Source organism: Arthrobacter pascens, from assembly GCF_030816475.1.
Taxonomy (GTDB): Bacteria; Actinomycetota; Actinomycetes; order Actinomycetales; family Micrococcaceae; genus Arthrobacter; species Arthrobacter pascens_B.
In genome coordinates this window covers 2,946,157-2,966,619 of the sequence record NZ_JAUSXF010000001.1, presented here as the reverse complement: position 1 = coordinate 2,966,619, position 20,463 = coordinate 2,946,157, and the positions used below count along the sequence as shown (strand labels likewise).

General features: G+C 65.8%; 16 protein-coding genes and 1 pseudogene. 6 read left to right on the top strand and 11 right to left on the bottom strand.

The genetic code is table 11. From position 1 onward, the window contains the following. The first annotated feature begins 201 nt into the window (after positions 1-201). The gene (locus QFZ40_RS13595) at positions 202-1,614 is read left to right on the top strand and encodes an MFS transporter (RefSeq protein WP_306904995.1); all 1,413 of its coding nucleotides are present in this window, start codon (positions 202-204) and stop codon (positions 1,612-1,614) included. A gap of 230 nt (positions 1,615-1,844) precedes the next feature. On the opposite strand, the gene QFZ40_RS13590 is transcribed toward QFZ40_RS13595, so the two are convergent. The 6 genes from QFZ40_RS13590 to QFZ40_RS13565 all read right to left on the bottom strand — a co-directional run bounded on the left by QFZ40_RS13590 (position 1,845) and on the right by QFZ40_RS13565 (position 8,992). Next, positions 1,845-2,576, bottom strand: a complete 732-nt coding sequence (locus QFZ40_RS13590) for a glutamine amidotransferase (RefSeq protein ID WP_306904994.1) — start codon at positions 2,574-2,576, stop codon at positions 1,845-1,847. A gap of 74 nt (positions 2,577-2,650) precedes the next feature. Beyond that, entirely contained in the window at positions 2,651-3,091 is a 441-nt protein-coding gene (locus QFZ40_RS13585) for a YybH family protein (RefSeq protein WP_306904993.1), read from the bottom strand. Between the two features lie 19 nt (positions 3,092-3,110). Beyond that, a complete protein-coding gene (locus tag QFZ40_RS13580; RefSeq protein WP_306904991.1) occupies positions 3,111-4,928 on the bottom strand; it encodes an acetyl/propionyl/methylcrotonyl-CoA carboxylase subunit alpha in 1,818 nt (605 codons plus the stop codon). A 128-nt stretch (positions 4,929-5,056) separates the two neighbouring features. Next, a complete protein-coding gene (locus QFZ40_RS13575; RefSeq protein ID WP_306904989.1) occupies positions 5,057-5,704 on the bottom strand; it encodes a Maf family protein in 648 nt (215 codons plus the stop codon). Positions 5,705-5,769: 65 nt separating this feature from the next. Continuing rightward, complete coding sequence (locus tag QFZ40_RS13570; RefSeq protein ID WP_306904988.1) at positions 5,770-8,301, bottom strand: MMPL family transporter; 2,532 nt, start codon at positions 8,299-8,301, stop codon at positions 5,770-5,772. Between the two features lies 1 nt (position 8,302). Further along, positions 8,303-8,992 (bottom strand): TetR/AcrR family transcriptional regulator, encoded by a 690-nt coding sequence (locus tag QFZ40_RS13565; RefSeq protein WP_306904986.1) that lies wholly within the window; start codon positions 8,990-8,992, stop codon positions 8,303-8,305. A gap of 191 nt (positions 8,993-9,183) precedes the next feature. Here QFZ40_RS13565 and QFZ40_RS13560 point away from each other — a divergent pair, with 191 nt between their 5' ends. Then, positions 9,184-9,750, top strand: coding sequence for a hypothetical protein (locus QFZ40_RS13560; protein WP_306904985.1), 567 nt, complete (start codon positions 9,184-9,186; stop codon positions 9,748-9,750). A gap of 166 nt (positions 9,751-9,916) precedes the next feature. Here the strand turns inward: QFZ40_RS13560 and QFZ40_RS13555 are convergent, their stop codons facing one another. The 5 genes and pseudogenes from QFZ40_RS13555 to QFZ40_RS13535 all read right to left on the bottom strand — a co-directional run bounded on the left by QFZ40_RS13555 (position 9,917) and on the right by QFZ40_RS13535 (position 16,341). Beyond that, positions 9,917-10,951, bottom strand: a complete 1,035-nt coding sequence (locus tag QFZ40_RS13555; RefSeq protein ID WP_306904983.1) for an AAA family ATPase — start codon at positions 10,949-10,951, stop codon at positions 9,917-9,919. Between the two features lie 209 nt (positions 10,952-11,160). Then, the gene (locus QFZ40_RS13550; RefSeq protein WP_306904981.1) at positions 11,161-12,594 is read right to left on the bottom strand and encodes a dicarboxylate/amino acid:cation symporter; all 1,434 of its coding nucleotides are present in this window, start codon (positions 12,592-12,594) and stop codon (positions 11,161-11,163) included. Positions 12,595-12,765: 171 nt separating this feature from the next. Then, positions 12,766-14,451, bottom strand: coding sequence for a DUF885 domain-containing protein (locus QFZ40_RS13545; protein WP_306904980.1), 1,686 nt, complete (start codon positions 14,449-14,451; stop codon positions 12,766-12,768). A gap of 78 nt (positions 14,452-14,529) precedes the next feature. Then, positions 14,530-14,760 (bottom strand): acyl-CoA carboxylase subunit epsilon, encoded by a 231-nt coding sequence (locus QFZ40_RS13540; protein ID WP_306904979.1) that lies wholly within the window; start codon positions 14,758-14,760, stop codon positions 14,530-14,532. Next, positions 14,757-16,341, bottom strand: a pseudogene (locus tag QFZ40_RS13535) (acyl-CoA carboxylase subunit beta). Before QFZ40_RS13535 ends, QFZ40_RS13540 begins: the two are co-directional and overlap by 4 nt. 246 nt (positions 16,342-16,587) lie before the next feature. Between QFZ40_RS13535 and QFZ40_RS13530 the strand changes: the two are divergent. The 4 genes from QFZ40_RS13530 (at position 16,588) to QFZ40_RS13515 (ending at position 20,273) form a co-directional block, all read left to right on the top strand. Next, a complete protein-coding gene (locus QFZ40_RS13530; RefSeq protein ID WP_306904978.1) occupies positions 16,588-17,487 on the top strand; it encodes an SDR family oxidoreductase in 900 nt (299 codons plus the stop codon). Positions 17,488-17,601: 114 nt separating this feature from the next. After that, a complete protein-coding gene (locus QFZ40_RS13525) occupies positions 17,602-18,510 on the top strand; it encodes a biotin--[acetyl-CoA-carboxylase] ligase (RefSeq protein ID WP_306904977.1) in 909 nt (302 codons plus the stop codon). Further along, positions 18,503-19,102 carry a PH domain-containing protein gene (locus QFZ40_RS13520; protein WP_306904976.1) on the top strand — a complete coding sequence of 200 codons (600 nt, stop codon included), beginning with the start codon at positions 18,503-18,505 and terminating at the stop codon, positions 19,100-19,102. Before QFZ40_RS13525 ends, QFZ40_RS13520 begins: the two co-directional genes overlap by 8 nt. Continuing rightward, positions 19,092-20,273 carry an adenylate/guanylate cyclase domain-containing protein gene (locus tag QFZ40_RS13515; protein ID WP_306904974.1) on the top strand — a complete coding sequence of 394 codons (1,182 nt, stop codon included), beginning with the start codon at positions 19,092-19,094 and terminating at the stop codon, positions 20,271-20,273. The genes QFZ40_RS13520 and QFZ40_RS13515 overlap by 11 nt, the downstream gene beginning before the upstream one ends. Positions 20,274-20,463 lie beyond the last annotated feature (190 nt).

The window sequence follows — 20,463 nt, the reverse complement described above, 5'->3', positions numbered from 1 at the left end:
CGCTGTTTGTTAACGCGCTGTGACATTTGCCTATCGGAGGCTCCGGGACGGCGTGAGGAACCGAAAATGAGACGGAGCGCACTGGTCCGCATGCCGGACCTTTTGTCCATTCACTGGACGGCCGGAACTAATATTGAACCCTAACTATCGTTCCCGGGCACGGCAGTGCGTGTCCGCCGGACTTCACGAAAGCGGACATACATGTCATCCATTGAAACCTCGGCGGAGCCAGGCTCCGCCAAGGCGGTGAACTCGCGCGGACGCGTGATTGTTGCCAGCCTGATCGGCACCACCGTCGAGTTCTACGACTTCTACGTCTACGCCACCGCGGCCGTCCTGGTGTTTCCCCGGCTGTTCTTTCCGGGCCAGAATGAAACCACCCAGCTGCTGAGCTCCTTCGCCGTCTTCGGCGTCGCCTTCATTGCCCGTCCCCTTGGTTCCATCGTCTTCGGCCACTTCGGGGACAAGTTCGGCCGCAAGGGGACGCTGGTGGCCTCGCTGCTGACCATGGGTATTGCCACCTTCCTGATCGGCTGCCTGCCCACCGCCCTCGTTCCCGGCTGGGGATTCTGGGCTCCGGCACTGCTGGTGGTCATGCGCTTCGCCCAGGGCCTGGCCCTCGGCGGCGAATGGAGCGGCGCAGCCCTCCTGGCCACCGAGAACGCGCCCGCAAACAAGAGGGCAATCTACGGCACGTTCCCGCAGCTGGGCGCTCCCATCGGCTTCATCATCGCCAACGTGATCTTCCTGGTCTTCAGCTATGCCCTCTCCGCCGACGCCTTCGCGGACTGGGGCTGGCGCATCCCGTTCCTGCTCAGCGCCGTCATGGTCATCATCGGCCTCTACGTCCGCCTCAAGCTGATCGAAACGCCGGCGTTCACCAAGGTGCTCGAATCCAACGAGGTGGCCAAACTGCCCCTTGGCCGGGTCTTCAAGACCAGCTGGCGCCAGCTCATCCTGGGCACGTTCATCATGCTCGCCACCTATGTGCTCTTCTACCTGATGACGACGTTCACGCTGACCTACGGCACCCGCGCCTCGAGCCTCGACGCCGCCAAGGCAGCCGCCGAGAAGACCGGCAAGCCGATGACGGAGGCGGCCGCCGCGGCGTTCGTCCCGGGCCTGGGCTACACCCGCAACGATTTCCTCTGGATGCTGATTGCCGGCGTCGTATTCTTCGGTATCTTCACCCTGGTCTCGGGCCCCCTGGCGGAGAAGTACGGCCGCCGGAAGATGCTGATCGCCGTGACGGCGGGCATCTTTGCCTTCGGCTTGCTCTTCGTCCCGCTGTTCAGCGGCGGGTTTGCCGGCACCATGGCCCTGCTGATCATCGGTTTCTCCCTGATGGGTCTGACGTTCGGGCCCATGGGTGCACTGCTGCCCGAGCTGTTTCCCACCAACGTCCGGTACACCGGATCCGCTGTCAGCTACAACGTGTCCAGCATCCTGGGCGCGGCAGTGGCACCTTTCATCGCCGTGTGGCTGTGGGAATCGGCCAAGGGCAGCCCCGTGCTGGTAGGCGTCTATCTGAGCGTCATGGCCGTGCTGACGCTCATCGCCCTGTTCGTGAGCAAGGAAACCCGGGACCTGGACTACGAGAACAACGTCGCCTGACGTTCCAGCCCGCTGACCGCAATGCCCGCCGTGCTCCCTGGTGTTCAGGGAGCACGGCGGGCATTGCTGCGTCCGTGCCGCCGGTAAAGGCCGGTCCTGTAAAGTCCGGTCCGGACAGTCAGTGGAGCGTCTATCGTTCCGGCGCACAGCCGGCCGAACGATGAGTCGTAGGCTTCAGCCAGGTTCTTCCACGCGTCCATCCCGCCACAGTATCGAACCGGGAAGGACGTTCAGCTGCCGTACTTGGCCACGAAATTCTTCAGGATGTTGGTGGGCTCCGTGACCGTGAACTGCCGGGCCTTCTCCATGAGTTCCTCGGCGGACTCCGGCGGAAAATACCCGGCATGGCGGTAGATGTCGATCCGGGTCACGAGGCCCTCCACGTCCAGTTCTGGGTGGAACTGGGTCGCATACAGGTTCTCCTTGATCCGGAACATCTGGACAGGACAGGCCTTGGATGTTGCCAGCAGCACCGCGTGGGCAGGCAGCGACGTGCACGCCTCCTTGTGTCCGGTGAAGGCGGTGAAGCGGCGGGGCATGCCGCGCAGCAGCGGATCGGCGAGCCCGGCCTCCGTCAGTTCAATCTCCACTCCGCCCAGCGGTTCTCCGAACGTCCTGTCGATGACTGCGCCCTGGTGGGTGCCGAGCGTGCCCACGCCGTAGCAGGCACCCAGGAACGGAAAGTCAGCGGCCACGAGGCGGTCCAGCAGGCCGGACAGCTCACCTTCCACCCGGTGCTGGACAGCGCTTTTCTGCTCGTCGGGGTCACTGGAAGTGAAGGGGCTGCCGCCAACGATCACCCCGGAATAGTCAGACAGCTTCAACTCGGGCAGGGGAGCGGCCTCCAGCCTGATGCGCCGCAGCTGCGCCGGGGCCAGGCCGCCGTACCTCAGGTAGGCGGCGTACTCATCCTCGGCGGCGGTGTCTTCGGCCCGGGACGCCAGGAGCAGGAAAGGCTTCACAGGCTAAGTCTGCCTGCGCCCCCGGGTGATGTGCCAGTGGGCGGGGCCTGAGGGACCCGGAACGGCAGCCGCGGTCAGACGGCGGCGGCTGCTGCCAGGGACCGCCGCGACTGCGGCTGCGCCGCCGGATCCGCGTGCCGGTGGACCAGCTTCCAGTAACCCTCTTCGCGCCGGAAGATGCTGGTCACGCGGAGCGCGAACTCCTCCGGGGCCGCGGCGCCATCCAGGCGGGCGCGGAAATGCTCGGTCTCGACGAGGTAGGCCGTGTCGCGGGCAGTGTAGGACGTGACGGTGTCGAACCCAAGCATCTCGCCCTCGTGATAGTGCCGGGACGCCTGGTCGAGCCTGGCCTCAACCTGCGCCCAGCCGCGGGCGATGCCGCCGAACGGGTTAGCAAGTGTGACGTCGTCGAGCCGGGAATACAGTTCCTTGACGGGGCCGGGATTTCCCCGGGTGATTTCCGGAACTGCCAGGTGGTAGCGGTCTACTTCTTCTGTGAAACTTGGTGCGAGCATTGGTCCCCCTCCGGGCTAGCTAGTCTTCGATGGTGGCGATGACGGCGCCGGCCGAGACCGTCTCACCGGCCTGTGCGCTGAGTCCGGTGATGGTACCGGAGCGGTGGGCGGTGAGTGGCTGTTCCATCTTCATCGCCTCAAGCACCACCACGAGGTCGCCTTCGGAGACGATATCGCCGTCGGCGACGGCCACCTTCACGATGGTGCCCTGCATGGGTGAGGTGAGGGCGTCACCGGTTGCTGCGGCCGCGGGACCTCCCGAGCGTGAGCGCTTTTTGGCCTTTCCGGACTTCGTTGCAGCGGCGCCGGAACCGGACCCGAGCGAGCCGAGGGATGCGGGCAGTACCACCTCGAGGCGCTTGCCGCCGACTTCAACGACTACACGCTGCCGGGACCCGGCGTCGTCCGCTTCCTGTCCGGCTCCGTCCGGAATCCAGGCGGGAAGGTTGTTGACGTATTCGGTTTCAATCCACCGGGTGTGGATCGTGAACGGCCCCTCCTCCGGCGCGAAGGCGGGATTCGAGACGACGTCGAGGTCGAAGGGGATGACCGTGGGAATGCCCTCCACGACCATTTCCTCCAGGGCACGGCGGGCGCGCTGAAGGGCCTGCCGCCGGCTGGCGCCGGTCACGATGAGCTTGGACAGCATGGAGTCGAAGTTTCCGCTGATGACGTCACCCTGCTCGACGCCGGAGTCGATGCGGATTCCGGGACCGGTCGGGTTCTTCAGGACACGAAGTGTGCCTGGTGCAGGCATGAAATTACGGCCCGGGTCCTCACCGGTGATACGGAATTCGATCGAGTGCCCGCGCACCTCGGGATCGTCGTAGCCAAGCTTCTCGCCACGGGCCAGGCGGAACTGCTCGCGGACCAGGTCGATGCCTGTGACTTCCTCGGACACGCAGTGCTCCACCTGGAGCCTGGTGTTGACCTCCAGGAAGGAGATGGTGCCGTCCTGGCCGACCAGGAATTCGCAGGTGCCTGCGCCCAGGTAGCCGGCCTCCTTGAGGATGGCCTTGGAGGACTCGTACAGCCGGCGGTTCTGTTCCTCGGTGAGGAACGGAGCCGGCGCCTCCTCGACGAGCTTCTGGTTGCGGCGCTGGAGCGAGCAGTCGCGCGTGGAGACCACCACAACGTTGCCGTACGCGTCGGCGAGGCACTGGGTTTCCACGTGCCGGGGCGCGTCCAGGAAGCGTTCGATGAAGCACTCGCCGCGGCCGAACGCAGCAGTCGCCTCGCGCACGGCGGATTCGAACAGTTCAGGGATTTCCTCGCGGCTGCGGGCCACCTTGATGCCGCGGCCGCCACCGCCGAAGGCAGCTTTGATGGCGACCGGGAGCCCGTACTTGTCGACGAATTCGAGGATCTCCTCGGCGGACTGTACGGGGTCGGCGGTGCCGGGGACCTGCGGTGCGCCCACCTTCTCGGCGATGTGCCGGGCCTGGACCTTGTCACCGAGGGCAGAGATGGCATCGGGGGAGGGCCCGATCCAGGTGATGCCGGCTTCGATAACCTTGGCGGCGAACTGGGCGTTTTCAGCCAGGAAGCCATAGCCGGGGTGGATCGCGTCCGCGCCGGACTGGCGTGCCGCATCGATGATCTTGTCCATGACCAGGTAGGACTCGGCTGCGGTGTTGCCGCCCAGGGAGTAGGCCTCGTCAGCAAGGCGGACATGCAGCGCGTCCCGGTCCGGATCCGCGTAGACAGCCACGGAGGCAATGCCTTCATCACGTGCTGCACGGATGATCCGCACTGCGATTTCGCCACGGTTGGCGATCAGCACCTTTGTGAGGTTCGACTGCACGGGACTAGCGGACTGCTCCAAATTTGCTGACAAGGTGTCTCCTTCTTTCCTTGAGGGAGCCTAGCGCGATTTTGTGGGTTCGGCCGATATTACTTGCGGATTCCGCGTGTAAACGGCCAAGGCTTTGTAGGGATGCTACAAGTGGCCCGAAATCGGTTCATTTACCGGGCAGGCCAAAGCTCCGTGATGCGCACGTTTGCGTGGGCCAGAAGAGTGCGCAGCGTGGAGATGGACAGGCCGACGACGGCGTGCGGGTCGCCGTCCACCTTCCGGATGAACGCACCGCCCAGGCCGTCGATTGTGAAGGATCCGGCACAGTGCAGCGGCTCGCCGGTGGCGATATACGCGTCTATTTCGTCGGATTCGATCTCCGTGAAGTGGACTTCGGCTGAGGCGACTGCCCCGAGGGTGGCGCCGGACCCCGGGGCCGTGGTGTCGTCGTCGGGCGTTGTGTCACGGCAGTCCACCAGCCAGTGCCCGGTATGCAGTACACCGGTGTTTCCGCTCATCCTGAGGATCCGTTCCCGTGCGACGCCTGCCGTGTACGGCTTGCCGTGTGCCTCGCCGGCGAACTCAAAGACGGAGTCGCAGCCGAGCACCAGCGCACCCTCCGCTTCCGGCAGGGCCGCCACGGCCTCCGCCTTGGCCCGTGCCAGCAGCAGCGCGGTATCGTGCGGATCCGTGATGCCGTACCGGGCTTGGACGGCATCCTCGTCCACGTCCGAGACCAGGACGGAGTGGCTGATGCCCGCGTCTGCCAGGAGCTTGGTGCGGGCGGGGGACTGGGAGGCGAGAATAAGACGGGTCACGGCTCCAGCCTAATTCACCCCCGGCAGAACAACGCGGGGTCACTTATGGCCCACGCGGACCGGATTTATAGGCGCGAAGTGACCCCGCGTTGCTCTGAACTGACGGGTGCCGGCTGCCGTAGCCTGGCGCCTTCAACGTCGACGTCCGGAAGGATCCGCTCCAGCCACCCCGGCAGCCACCAGGCTTTGCCGCCCAGCAGGTACATCACTGCCGGAACGATGGTCATCCGGACCACGAAAGCGTCGATCAGCACACCGAAGGCCATCGCGAAGCCTAGCGGCCGGACCATGTTCAAGTGGCTGAAGATGAAGCCGGAGAACACGCTGACCATGATGATCGCAGCCGCGGTGACCACCGCGGCGGCGTGGCTGAAGCCCGTCCGCACGGCGTGCCTTGCCGTTTCGCCATGCATATAGGACTCACGCATGCCGGAGGTGATGAACACCTGGTAGTCCATGGCCAGTCCGAACAGCACACCGATCAGGATGATGGGCAGGAAGCTCAGCACGGCGCCGGGGTTTTCCACGCCGAAAACGGGTCCAAGCCAGCCCCACTGGTAAACCGCGACGACGGCGCCGAAGGACGCGGCGAGCGAAAGCAGGAAGCCGCCGGTTGCCAGTAGCGGCACCCACATGGACCGGAACACGAGCAGCAGCAGGAGCAGGGACAGCCCGACGACGATCGCGAGATACGGAGGCAGGGCATCGCCGAGCTTGGTGGAGACGTCCACGTTGCCGGCGGTCTGGCCGGTAAGGCCGATGCTCACGCCGGTGCTGTCCTGGATCCGCGGCTTCTCGGCGCGCAGTTCGGAGACCACCCGGACGGTGCTGGCACTCGCCGGGCCTTCCTTGGGAATGACCTGGAACACCGCGGTGCGGCGGTCCTGGCTGAGGGCAAGCGGCACGGCGGCGGTAACGTTCTCCGTCCCGCGCAGGATGTCGGCGACGTCGAACTGCCGCGCCTTCGCCTCGGCTTCGCTCAGGCCCTCCGGAAGGTCACCGACGACGATGATCGGCCCTGTCATGCCCTCGCCGAAGCTCCGCCTGGTCACGTCGTAGGCCTGGAATGCCTGCGAGGCCACCGGCTGGGAACTGGCGTCCGGCAGTGCGAGCCGCAGCTGGCCCGCCGGGAGGGCCATGACGCCGAGCAGGACAACGCCGGCCAGCAGGGCCAGCCAGGGATGGTTCGTGACCAGGCCGCCCCAGCCGTGGGTGCTGCGGTACTCCTCCTTGGCACTGTCCTGGTAGCCGTGGGAGGGGTCCGCGTTGTGCTCCTGGGCCCTGGCCCAGGCCCTCCTGGAGATGAGCTTCCGGCCTACCAGGGAGAGCACGGCAGGTGTCAGGGTCAGCGCGACGGCGACTGCGACAGCGACCGTGGCGGCGGCTGACAGGCCCATCACAGCCAGGAACGGCAGGCCGGGGACCACCAGTGCGGCAAGGGCGATGATGACTGTGAGTCCGGCGAAAAGCACGGCATTGCCCGAGGTTCCTGTGGCCAATGCCACCGATTCCTCGGCGTCCATGCCGGCGAGCAGCTGGCCGCGGTGCCTGTTGACGATGAACAGGGAGTAATCGATGCCCACGGCCAGGCCCAGCATCAGGGCCAGCATCGGGGAGATCGAACTCATGTCCACGGCACTGCTGAGGGCGATGGTCCCGCCGACACCCGCGGCGACTCCGACGATGGCCATCAGCAGCGGAAGGCCGGCCGCGATGAAGGTGCCGAGCATGAGGATCAGGACCAGGGCGGCAACGGCGATGCCGATGATCTCCGCGGTGCCAAAGAGCTCGGAGATGTCCTCGCTGATTTCCTTGCTGGGCAGGGCGGTGACATTCGCGGCGGAGACCTCCTTGACGAGGTCTTGGACTTCCCGGCGGATGTCAGGGGTGAGGCCGTTGATGGAGGTCTTGAACTGGACCTGCGCGATGGCTGCCTTGCCGTCCTCGGAGACGAAGCGCAGGCCCTGTGAGGCATCGAGTTGGCGCTTGCCGAGCTCCAGCTTTTCGTTCCCGGCGGCAAGTTCCCGGGTGCCGGCGTCGAGTTTTGCCTGCCCTGCTGCGGCCGCGGCCTTCTGCTGGCCGAGCTGGGCCTCAATCGCGGCGGCCGGCAGGCCGGCAGCAGCCATCTGCTGTTCCGCGGCTGCCAGCCGCGCCTTCCCGGCGGCCAACTCCGAGGCGGACTGGTCGAGTTGGGCCTTGGCGTCCGCAGCCTGCTGTTGACCAGCGGCGACGTCGGCTGCGGCCTTGTCCAGCTGGGCTTGGGTGGTGAAAGGATCAACAGTTCCCTGCACGTCCGGGAGGGTTTTGAGCTTGGCCAGGACGGCGGACACTGCGTCCTTGCCGGCCTGGCTGAACCGGGCATCGTTGGCTTCAAAGACGATGCTGGCGGAACCGCCCGAGGACGAGGGCAGCTCCTTCTTGAGCTTGTCCGCCATCTGCTGGGTCTCTGTGCCAGGAATCTGGAAGTTATTCGACAAAGTGCCGTGGAATGCGGCGGCCGAGCCTGCGACACCCACGAGGACGGCCAGCCATGCGGAAATGACCAGCCAGCGGTGGCGGTACGAGAACTTGCCAAGGCGGTATAGCAAGAGGGCCATGTCAGCGCCGATCTTCGAGGAGGGTGGATTGGGAGCGTTCACGGCCATCGAAACCGGAGCCAAGGTGGCCGATGGCGTCGATCAGCAGTTGCCGGAGCAGGGTGAGTGAGGCCGGAGACAGATCAGCGCCGCGGCGCGCGAACCACACGTCCATGGCTGCTTTGCCGCAGGAAATCACCGAACCTGCAAGGGCGCGCAGATACAGTTCATCGATCACGACGCCGGGAGTCTCGGCGGCCCGTTCCCGCGCGGCGGTGATGATCTGTTCGGTGCAGTGGTCCCAGGCTTCCAGTTCTGAACGGGACAGCTGCGGGTTCTGTTCGGTGAGGGTAAACAGCTCGGCCATCGGGGCAACAGTCATGGGATCTGCCAATGCCATCAGCGCGGCGCGGGCGGATTCCAGGATGGGTTCATCCGACGGGCGCAGCCGGAACTGCTGGAGGGCGTTGTCCAGGAAGCCGTGGGTCACGGAGGCGAGCGCCGCATCGGTGCTGCCGAAGTAGTTGAAAAACGTGCGCCGCGAGATCCCCGCCGCCTCCGCGATGTCCTCCACGGTGAAGTTTCCGGGGCCCTCGCTGCGGAGAAGGGCCATGGCCGCGTCAGTGATGGCCTGGCGGGTGGCGGCCTTGTTCTTTTCCCGCCGCGAGGTCGGGGCAGGCGAAGTGCCGGTGTCCGGCAAGCTGGAAGGCATGAACCTACACTATGTGCAATTTTGCACTCAGCGCAAGTTAATCTATGTCGTCGTTTGAGACCGGCTTCCGGCATTCACAGGAAGATGAAAGGTTCCCGACAGCTCCGCGAAAACCTGGCGCTGGAGACTTGGAATAGCCCGGAAGGGACCAACTCATGCCGTTCCCACACGGCGGATCCAGGAGACAAGCTATGTCACGCACCAAGAGAATCACCCTTGGCCTTTCGGCCGCGGCCCTCGCCCTCGGCGCCGGCATCGGCGTTGCAGGTATCGCCTCCGCAACCACCACGGTTACGCCTACGCCAAGTACAAGCTCCAGCGCCTCGACGGACGGCACTCCTCCGGCCGATGGCGGGGGCAGGCACGGCGGCCGCGGAGGCTTCGGCGGGGTGAAGGCAGCAGACCTGGCTGCCAAACTCGGGGTCGACGAGAGCAAGGTCGCCGACGCCCTCAAGGCGTTCCGCGATGCCAATAAGCCCGCTACTCCGCCAGCCACTCCGCCGGCAAACGGAACGCGGCCGGACCCCGCGGCCAGGCAGGCGGAACTGGCGAAGTCGCTCGCAGCGTCGCTGGGCATTGATGAAGCCAAGGTCACTGCGGCGCTGGACGAGCTGCGCACGGCTGAACAGGCGGACCGGGCCGCGGCCCTCAAGACCAGGCTGGACAAGGCAGTCACGGACGGCAAGCTGACCCAGGCCGAAGCCGACGCCGTGACCAAGGCCGTCCAGAACGGTGTGATTGGAGGCGGCGGCCGCTAATACCCGTGGGGACAGCGCCCTCGGACGTTCGGCGACAAAGAAATCCCCGGAGGTGAACTGCTCCCCGAAAGTTGGACTGGAAATTCAGTTCTGACTTACGGGGAGCAGGTTCATGTTTCCCGCTCGGGGCGGGACGGGTATCGCCTGACAGGCGCCGCGGATCCAGTCAGGCGAGCCAGCGCCACCAGCGTGGCTGCTCCGGTTCCGGCCTCGGTTCCGGCTCCGGCTCCTCGCCCAAGGCCAGCGCGGCCTCGACGATGTCGTCCGCGGTGAGCGTCATGACGGCCTCACGATCGAGCGCGTCGAGGCTTTGTTCCTCGTTGAGCGACAGCCGCAGCGCCTGGCGGTTGAGCGCCTGCTCGAACAGCGTGCGGGCGAACCGTGCGTTGCCGGAGTCCTCGCCCGCGTGGAGCCCGGCCAGGATGCGGCGCAGCATCTGGTCGGCACCCGGCTCCAGCGTGTACTCGTGCTGGGCAAGCATCTGGTGGAAAATCGTCTGGAGTGCGTCGACGGAATAGTCGGGGAACGTGATCTCGCGGGCGAACCGGGAGCGCAGTCCGGGGTTCGAGAGCAAGAAGGACTCCATCAGCCGCGGGTACCCGGCCACAATCACGACAAGGCGGTGGCGGTGGTCCTCCATCCGCTTGAGCAGGACCTCGATCGCCTCGGGGCCAAAGTCCATCCGGCCGTCCTCCGGGGCCAGCGCGTAGGCCTCGTCGATGAACAGGACGCCGTCCAGCGCACGCCGAATCACCCGGTCCGTCTTGATGGCCGTCGCACCGACGTACTGCCCCACCAGGCCCGAACGATCGACCTCGACCAGATGGCCCTTCTGCAGCAGGCCGACCGCGCGGTACATCTCAGCCAGGAGCCGCGCCACGGTGGTCTTGCCCGTGCCGGGGTTTCCGAGGAACACCAGATGCTGTGATGTGGCCACCTCCGGCAGGCCGTGCGCCTTACGGCGGGCCTGGACCTGGAGCAGTGCGACGAGGGCCCGCACCTGTTCCTTCACGGTCTCCAGTCCGACCAGCGCGTCGAGCTCGGCCTGCACCTCGGACAGCGGCCGGGCCGGCCCGGGCCTGGCACCCATGAGATCGCCGACCAGGTCGTCGACGCGCTCTGAACCGGTCAGCCTGAGCTGATCGGCCAGATGGCCGATGGTTTCGCGCAGGTCGTCGAGCGGATGGCGGCTGGGAGCCATACATCCACTGTAGTACTCGATTCCCGACCGGGGTGGGGTTGCCTCACAAGAAGGGCCTGGACATGGGAACTGCTCCCCGAAAGTCAGAACTGAATTTTCAGTCCAACTTTCGGGGAGCAGTTCAAAATGACGCCAATTTCCTGCCTGTGACGCCCTGGCGGCAATTACAGTGCCGGCAGTGACAGTGCCGGCAGTGACAGCGCCGGCAGTTACGCCTTGGCGTCCGCCAGTTCGCGGCCGGCCGCCGGGCCCGCGGAGGCGGAGGGATCGGCAGCGGCGGAGTCGGCGTCGTCCACAAAGGGGGTGCCGTTGCGGGGCGCGTTGTACAGCGCCTCGTCCAGGATGCCCTGGCGCTTGGCCACGAGCGTGGGTACCAATGCCTGGCCCGCGACGTTGACCGCCGTGCGGCCCATGTCCAGGATCGGATCGATTGCCAGCAGGAGTCCGACGCCGGCCAGCGGCAGTCCCAGCGTGGAGAGGGTCAGCGTGAGCATCACGACGGCGCCGGTGGTACCAGCCGTGGCGGCCGAACCCAGAACCGAGACCAGGGCAATGAGCACGTACTGGCTGAAGTCCAGCTGGATGCCGAAGAACTGGGCCACGAAGATTGCCGAGACGGCCGGGTAGATCGCGGCGCAGCCATCCATCTTGGTGGTGGCGCCGAGCGGTACGGCGAAGGATGCGTAGGCGCGGGGGACGCCAAGGCTGCGCTCAGTGACCCGCTGGGTCAGGGGGAGGGTGCCTACCGAAGAGCGGGACACGAAGGCGAGCTGCACGGCCGGCCACACGCCCGAGAAATACTGCTTCACGGAGAGTCCGTGGGCGCGGACGAGCACGGGGTAGACGACGAAGAGAACCAAGGCCAGGCCGGCATAGATGGCCACGGTGAACTTGCCCAGCGAGCCGATGGTGTCCCAGCCGTAGACCGCCACTGCATTGCCGATGAGGCCAACAGTGCCCAGCGGTGCGATCCGGATGATCCACCACAGGACCTTCTGGATGACGGCGAGGGCTGAAGCGTTGAGGTTCAGGAACGGCTCCGCCGCCTTGCCTACCTTGAGTGCGGCCACACCGACGGCGATGGCGATCACCAGGATCTGGAGCACGTTGAAGCTCACGGAGGTGGTGGCAACGCCTTCGGTGATGGTGGTGCTGGCGCCCAGGCCCAGGAAGTTCTTCGGGAAGAGCCCGGTCAGGAAGGACCACCAGTCACCCGACTTTCCGGCGTACTTGGCTTGCTCGGTGATCCCGGTATTGGCGCCGGGCTGCAGGAGCACGCCAAGTCCGATGCCGATCAGCACGGCGATCAGTGAGGTGATGGCGAACCAGAGCAGGGTGTTCCAGGCCAGCTTCGCGGCGTTGGACACCTGGCGGAGGTTGGAGATGGAACTGACCACTGCGGTGAAGATCAGCGGCACCACGGCCGTCTGCAGCAACGAGACGTAGCTGGAGCCAATGGTCTGGAGGGTGGCGCCCAGGCCGTTGGGGCTGGTCTTGGTGCTGCCGGTGTATTTTGCCAGCAGGCCGAGGCCCAGCCCAACGATGAGGGCGGCGATGATCTGGAAGCCGAACGAGCCAGCCCACTTGGGCAGCTGGAAGCCGGTCTTTCCTCGGGAATCTGGGGTGCGGGTTTGAGTGCTCACCCGAATACGCTAGAGTCACGCCGCATACCATGGCGAACGTACATTGAGAAATATTACGTGAGGTAGGATGCGCCAGGAACCGGAAAACCCCGGAAAACCAAGGCGGACAGCGGCCTTTGTTACTTATTCCCGTGATCGGTGTGGGAAATGTCTCGCGGGCGAAGGGGGCGACTACGAGAGCAGCGCCCGCCGTAGGGTATCGAGTCCCACGGAGCCGATGTTCAATGCTTTGGTGTGGAAGGCCTTGAGGTCAAAGCCCGGCCTGGTTTCGAGTTCGGCGCGGATCTGTTCCCACAGCCGCTGGCCCACCTTGTAGGAGGGGGCCTGTCCCGGCCAGCCGAGGTAACGGGTGAACTCGAAGTTGAGCTGGCCCTCGCTGATAGGCAAATTCTCCTTCAGGAATCCGTAACCCTTGTCAGGGGTCCAGGGTCCGGATCCCCAACGTTCAGGGACCTCGAGTTCGAGGTGGACGCCGATGTCGAAGACCACCCGGGCCGCACGCATGCGCTGCATGTCCAGCATGCCCATATGGTCGCCCGGGTCGGACAGGTACCCGAGTTCCTGCATCAGTTTTTCCGCATACAGGGCCCAGCCCTCCCCGTGGCCGGACGTCCAGCAGACGTTGCGGCGCCACTTGTTGAGGAGCTCCCGCCGGTAGGTTGCTGTGGCCACCTGGAGGTGGTGGCCGGGAACGCCTTCATGGAAAACGGTGGTTGTTTCCGCCCAGGTGGTGAAGGTGTCCTCGCCGGCGGGAACGGACCACCACATCCTCCCGGGACGGCTGAAGTCATCGGAGGGGCCGGTGTAGTAGATGCCTCCCTCGTCCGTGGGCGCGATCAGGCACTCCAGTTTCTTCATCACGTCCGGGATCTCGAAATGCACTCCCGCGAGCTCGCCTACGGCCTTGTCCGAGAGCTCCTGCATCCAGGCCTGGAGTGCGTCGGTGCCCTTGAGCTGCCGTGCGGGATCGTTGTTGAGGATCTCCTTGGCTTCGGCAATAGTGGCACCGGCCTTGATGGTGTCGGCCACCTGTTCCTGTTCCGCTATCAGCCGGTCGAGTTCTTGCACTCCCCAGGCATACGTTTCTTCCAGGTCAACGGTGGCCCCCAGGAAGGAGCGCGAGGCAAGGGCATAGCGTTCCCGGCCCACGGCGTCCTTCTCCGGGGCTGCGGGCAGCAGCTCCGTCCGGAGGAAATCAGCCAGTTCCGCATAGGCCTTCCGGGCCGCGGCAGCACCGGCGTCGAGCCTTTCCTGCAAGGACGCGTCCAGCGGTCCGTCGGCAGTCTTCGCTCCGGCGGCCAGCTTGGCGAAGAAGCCGTCAGCGGCAGCGTACTTGGTGGCCTGCTCGATGACGATGGAGACCTGCCGTGCCGCCGAAACGCGTCCGGCATCGCGGGCGTGCCGCAGGGAGTCCATGTAGCCACCGAGGGCGGCCGGAACATTGAGGGCGCGTCCGGCGATGTGTTCCCAGTGCTGCCCGGTCGCGGCGGGCATGAGGTCGAAGATCGCGCGGATGTCCTGCGCCGGTGACGCGATGTTGTTCAGCTCCGCTTCGTCCCAGCCGGATTCGTGGATTTCCAGCTGCAGGCCCAGGCGCTCGCGCATCGCGTCCAGCGTGACGGCATCGACGTCGTCCTGGGCTTCCAGGCCGTCGAGGGCGGCAAGTGCACCGCGCGCTGCGTCAGCGAATTCCGCGATTCCGGCGGGGGAGTAGTCGGGGTACTCCGTCTCGTGTCCCGGCAGGCCAAGGGTGGTGGCAAATGAGGGATTCAGGCGGATGAGCGTGTCTGTGTAATCATCAGCCACGGTGTCGATGGCGGAGTGCGGACGGGCGGCAGGTGCAGTGTGGATGGTCACCACACGAGACTAACCGTGCCCACCGGGTGATGAAAGCTGTACTGAACTTTGGCCGGCCGGGGGGCGGCGGCGGTTCCGCTAGCCGCCGCTCCGCTTCCACGCCCCGGGTCCCGGTGTTGGCGCCAGCCTCAGCTGTTGGCGCCGCACCCAGCTGCGGACCGTCGGCTGCCGGGTTTCCGCGCTTTCGGTACTTCCCAGGGAGAGTACGACGGCGGTAAGGGCCGCGAGCTCCTCCGCTGACGGCTGCCCTTTGACAACGGAAAACAGTGGTGCCGCCGGCTGCCCGGGGTCACTGGTCGGCTCGGTCACAGCGGGATGTTCCCGTGCTTCTTGGTGGGCAGGCTCGCCCGCTTGTCCCGAAGCGCCCTGAGTCCCTTGATGATCTGCGGCCTCGTCTCTGACGGGGCGATGACTGCATCCACGTATCCCAGCTGGGCAGCCTGGTAAGGGTTCAGCAGCTCCTCTTCATACTGCCGGATGACCTCGGCCCGCCGGGCCTCGACGTCCCCGCCGGCCTCCGCCACGGCAGTGAGGTCGCGCCTGTAGAGGATGTTGACCGCGCCCTGGGCGCCCATCACGCCGATCTGGGCGGTGGGCCAGGCGAGGTTCAGGTCGGCACCGAGCTTCTTCGAACCCATCACGATGTAGGCGCCGCCGTAGGCCTTCCGCGTGATGACGGTCAGCTTTGGAACCGTCGCCTCGGCATAGGCGTACAGCAGCTTGGCGCCGCGGCGGATGATGCCCTGGAATTCCTGGTCCTTGCCGGGCAGGAACCCCGGAACGTCAACCAGGGTGATGATGGGGATGTTGAAGGCATCACAATGCCGGACAAAGCGGGCGGCTTTTTCGGATGCGGCGATATCCAGTGTGCCGGCGAACTGCAGCGGCTGGTTGGCCACGATCCCCACGGTGTGGCCCTCGATCCGGCCATAGCCGATCATCACGTTCGGGGCGTACAGCGCCTGCATCTCCAGGAAGTGGGCGTCGTCCACGATCTGCTCAATGACCGTGCGCATGTCGTAGGGCTGATTGGCGGAATCCGGGATGAGCGTGTCCAGGGCCAGATCGTCGCCGTCGATGTCCAGCTCCTGCTGGTGCTCCAGCACCGGTGCCTCGGAGAGGTTGTTTGAAGGCAGGAAGTCCAGCAGTTCACGGACAAACTCAATGGCATCGGACTCATCAGATGCCAGGTACGTTGAGGTACCCGTGGTGGCGTTGTGCTGGCGGGCGCCGCCCAGGGTCTCCATGTCCACGTCCTCGCCCGTGACGGCCTTGATGACGTCCGGGCCGGTGATGAACATGTGGGAGGTCTTGTCCACCATCACCACGTAGTCGGTGAGCGCGGGGGAGTAGGCCGCACCGCCGGCGGACGGACCCATGATCAGCGAGATCTGCGGCACCACCCCCGAGGCGTGGACATTGTTCCGGAAGATGTCCGCGAACATCGCCAGGGAGGCAACGCCCTCCTGGATCCGGGCGCCGCCGCCGTCGAGGATTCCCACCACCGGGCAGCCGTTGCGCAGGGCGAACTCCTGGACCTTGACGATCTTCTCGCCATTGACCTGGCTCAGCGAACCGCCGTAAACGGAGAAGTCCTGGCTGTAGACGGCTACCGGGCGGCCGTCCACCGTGCCGTAGCCCGAAACCAGGCCATCGCCGAGGGGCTTCTTCATTGTCCATCCCGAAGGCGGTGGAGCGGTGCACGGCCAGAGCGTCGAATTCCACGAACGAGTCCTCGTCGAGCAGGAGGTCAATGCGCTCGCGGGCGGTGTTCTTGCCGCGCGCATGCTGCTTTTCGATGGCTTCGGGGCCGGAGGGCTGCTCTGCACGGGCCTGGCGGTCGCGGAAATCGGCTATCTTTCCCGCTGTCGTTGTCAGATCGTGGCTCATCAAGTGTCTCCGGCTCTGTAGCAGATTGGCGCTTAGCAATGCAGTGCTCTGACAAAGAGCGCTGCGTTCATGGTCGGTCCGGCCGGCGCGGAATTAAGTAGCTTCCGCACAACAAACGAACCCTGCTGGCTAGTCTAGTGAGGCCCGTGACGGGGACAGCTGTAGAAAACCTACAATTTTCCACGTTGCCGCAAACCGGCAGCCCTAAGTTACTCGTCAGTAACATAACTCGGCTACAGTTGTCCCATGACTTCAAGCAACGATGCTTCGGGTGCCGCTGCAGCGCCGTACCAGGCCGCCGGTACCCTTCAGGGCCGCACCATTCTGATGTCCGGCGGCAGCCGGGGCATCGGGCTGGCCATCGCCGCCAGGGCCGCACGTGACGGCGCGAACATTGTCCTGCTGGCCAAGACCGGCCAGCCGCACGCCAAGCTCGCCGGGACTGTCTACAGCGCTGCCGAAGAGCTGGAAAAGGCGGGCGGCCAGGCGCTGCCCCTGGTGGGCGATGTCCGCAACGACGACGACGTTGCCGGCGCCGTTGCCGCAGCCATCGAGCGTTTCGGCGGCATCGACATCGTGGTCAACAACGCCTCCGCCATTGACCTGTCCAAGACCGACGACGTGGACATGAAGCGCTACGACCTCATGCAGGACATCAACGTCAGGGGCACGTTCCTGCTGTCGAAACTGGCGCTGCCGGCACTACGCAAGTCGCCCAACGGCCACATCCTGACGCTCTCCCCGCCCCTGAACCTGGATCCAAAGTGGGCCGGGAGGCACCTCGCGTACACGATGGCCAAGTACGGGATGAGCCTGACCACCCTTGGGCTGGCCGAGGAGCTGAGGGGGGACAGAGTCAGCGTGAATTCGCTCTGGCCCTGCACCCTGATCGATACAGCCGCCATCCGCAACATGCCCGGCGGCCAGAACATGGTCCGTGCCGCCCGCGGGCCGCAGATCATGGCGGACGCTGCGCACGCTGTCCTCACCGGCAGCAACCTGGCCGGGAATCCTGATGAAGGCGGTTCAGGCACCGGAAACTTCTATACCGACGAGCAGGTACTGGCGGCCGCCGGGGTAACGGACTTCCGTCCCTACAGCCTTGGGGCTGCGGAGGACGAGCTGGTTCCGGACATCTTCCTGTAGGCCTTCTCCGGCGGCCGCATCGCCGAGTCCGGGTTGTCGATGTCGCCCTGGGTTGTCGGCGTCGCGCCGCCGCTGGTCAGCGGACACCCGGGTCCGAGTCGATAGGATTCAACTATGGATGACGTGCACGCCCAGGGGGCCCCGTTGAACCGCGGAGCCCTGGCGGATCAGGATTTTCTCACTGCCACCGGCATCTCCAAACTTATTGTCGTGGACTCTACCGGCTCCACCAACGCAGACCTCCTGCGCTCGGCGGCGGTGGAACCTGCATTGTGGCCTGACCTGTCCGTATTGACCGCCGAATACCAGACGGCTGCCCGCGGACGCCTGGACCGGCGCTGGGAGGCGCCTCCCCTGAGTTCGTTGTCCGTCTCCGTTGTCCTGCGGCCCGCCAATGCCGAGGGCAGGCCCCTTCCCACTCACAGCTATTCCTGGCTGTCGCTGCTGGCTGCCCTGGCGCTCCGGGAGATGCTGTTGGAGACCGCCGGCATACCGGCCGAGCTGAAGTGGCCCAATGACGTCCTGGTCCGCGGGCGCAAGATCGCCGGGATTCTCGCCCAGCTGGGTCCGATGGTTGACGGTTCGGCGCCGCCGGTGATCCTTGGCACGGGCCTGAACGTCACCCTCAGTTCGGATGACCTTCCGGTCCCGACAGCGACGTCCGTGGCGCTGGAACAGCCGCGCACCGTGGACCGCACCCTGCTGCTCAAGAACTACCTCTCCCAGTTCGCAGTCCTCTACCGCAGTTTCTGCAACGCCGACGGCGATCCCGCCGCCGGGCTGGCCGGCGGCCCATCGCTCCACAAACGGGTGGAGGCAGTGATGGTGACGATCGGCAAGCCGGTGCGGGCGCAGCTGCCCGGCGACCACGAGATCATCGGGCGTGCTTCCAGGCTTGATGAGTACGGCTCGCTCCTGGTGGTGGACAGTGACGGGCGCGAACATGTTGTCACGGCCGGTGACGTGGTCCACCTGCGCCCCTGGACCCCGCCGGGCCAGGGTGGCGAAGGCGGTTATGCGTAAAGACCTCGTTCCGGGCGAGCAGGTCATCGTTACGACGCGCCCGCAGCCGAGGAAACTGGCTGGCGCAGCAGCCGCCTTCATTGCGGCCCCGGCTGCCGCTGCATTTGCCAGCGCCTGGATCATCCGCGGTGAGGCCACCCGCCTCGTGCCTGCTGTGTCCGCGGCGTGGTCGCCTTGGCTGGTCACGGGGTGCGTGCTCGCCACCGCGTGGATATGGTTGGCATACTGCCTGCCACGGCTGCTGCGGTGGCAGGGCACCCGCTATACGCTCACCAGCCGCAGGGTGGTTGCCCGGTACGGCATGCTGCGGCGGCGGGACCAGCAGGTGAACCTGGCGGCCGTGCGCGGCGTCACGGTCCACCAGTCGGTCCTGCAACGCATATTGCGGTCAGGGAATATATCCTTGGAGACCGGATACGAGGGCGTTGTCATCCTTCAGGACGCGCCGGAAGCAGTCCGGTTCCGGGACTTCGTTCTGGACGCCATCGACGAGCTTCCGGAGCGCGGGGAACCAGGGACGGGTGACATGACCGACCACAGCGGGGGAGCTTTGCCGTGGGAGTTGAGAGAAGGTGGACGAGATGAACGATGAGGACCAACAGGAGCAGACGGACACGCTGGCTCCAGCCGCTGACTCATCCCACCCGGTGTCAGCCCCCCCGGCCTCAGCGCACCCCGCCTCAGCGCACCCCGCCTCAGCGCACCCGGCCACCGGCACGCTCTCAGCGGAACGACTGGCGGCCAAGGCCCTCGAAGCCCGGCTGCTGGGCGGCGAGCGGAAGCTCCGCCGCCGCGAAGTTGCCGCCGGCGCGGGACTCTCGCTCCTTTCGGCCCGCAAGCTCTGGCGCGCTCTCGGATTTCCGAACTTCGGCGATGAGGACGTCGCCTTCACCGAACGTGACCAGGCCGCGCTCTCCACTGTGGTTGACCTGGTCCGGTCCGGAATGCTGACCGAAGAGGCTGCGATTTCCGTGACCCGGTCCATCGGCCAGATGACGGACCGCATGGTGGTCTGGCAGATTGAGGCCCTGGTGGAGGACATGGTCCACGAGCAGGGTGTCAGCGATGCTGTGGCCCGCAAGAGGCTTGTCAATGAACTTCCGGCCCTGGTGGACGCCCTTGAGGACATGCTGGTTTACTCCTGGCGGCGCCAGCTCAACGCCGGCGTCCAACGGCTGGCCGTCCGGGCCGAGGCGGGCCTGCAGGCCAGCGAAGAAGGCCGCGAAGGTGATGAGGATGACGCACCCCTGCCCCTGGCGCGCGCCGTGGGCTTCGCCGACCTCGTGTCCTACACCAGCCTGTCCCGGAGGATGAACGAAAAAACCCTCGCCCGGCTGGTCCAGCGCTTCGAGAACAAATGCGCGGAGATCATCTCCGTAGGCGGCGGCCGGCTGGTCAAAACCGTAGGCGACGAAGTGCTCTACATAGCCGAAACCCCCGCAGCAGGCGCAGAGATCTCCCTGGCCCTGGCGCAGGCCTTCACCGAGGATGAGATCCTGCCGGAGGCGCGGGTGGCCATGGTCTGGGGCCGGATCCTGTCCCGGCTCGGGGACATCTACGGCCCAACAGTAAATCTCGCGGCGCGGCTCACCACCCTCGCGGATCCGGGAACTGTCCTCGTGGACTCCATGACTGCCACCGCCCTGGACCAGGACGAAAGGTTCGTGCTGCTGCCACAACCCGCCGAAAACGTCCGCGGCTTTGGTGAGATCCATCCTGTCCGGCTGGCGCGGGGGCGCGGTAAGGGCCTGATCCTGGACTGAGGCTGCCCTGATCCCGGGCTGAGCCGGCCCCCTCGGGGTCCTGAACGGATCAGGGGTTTATCCAGTTGTTGGTCTATGACGATATAGTCGACGTACGGCGCCATCTTGCCTGGTGGGGAGTGCTCCCCATCGCGGGCGGATGCGGCTCTGGGTAAGCTGCCGTTCAGGATTATTCCGGCGTCTCTATGGG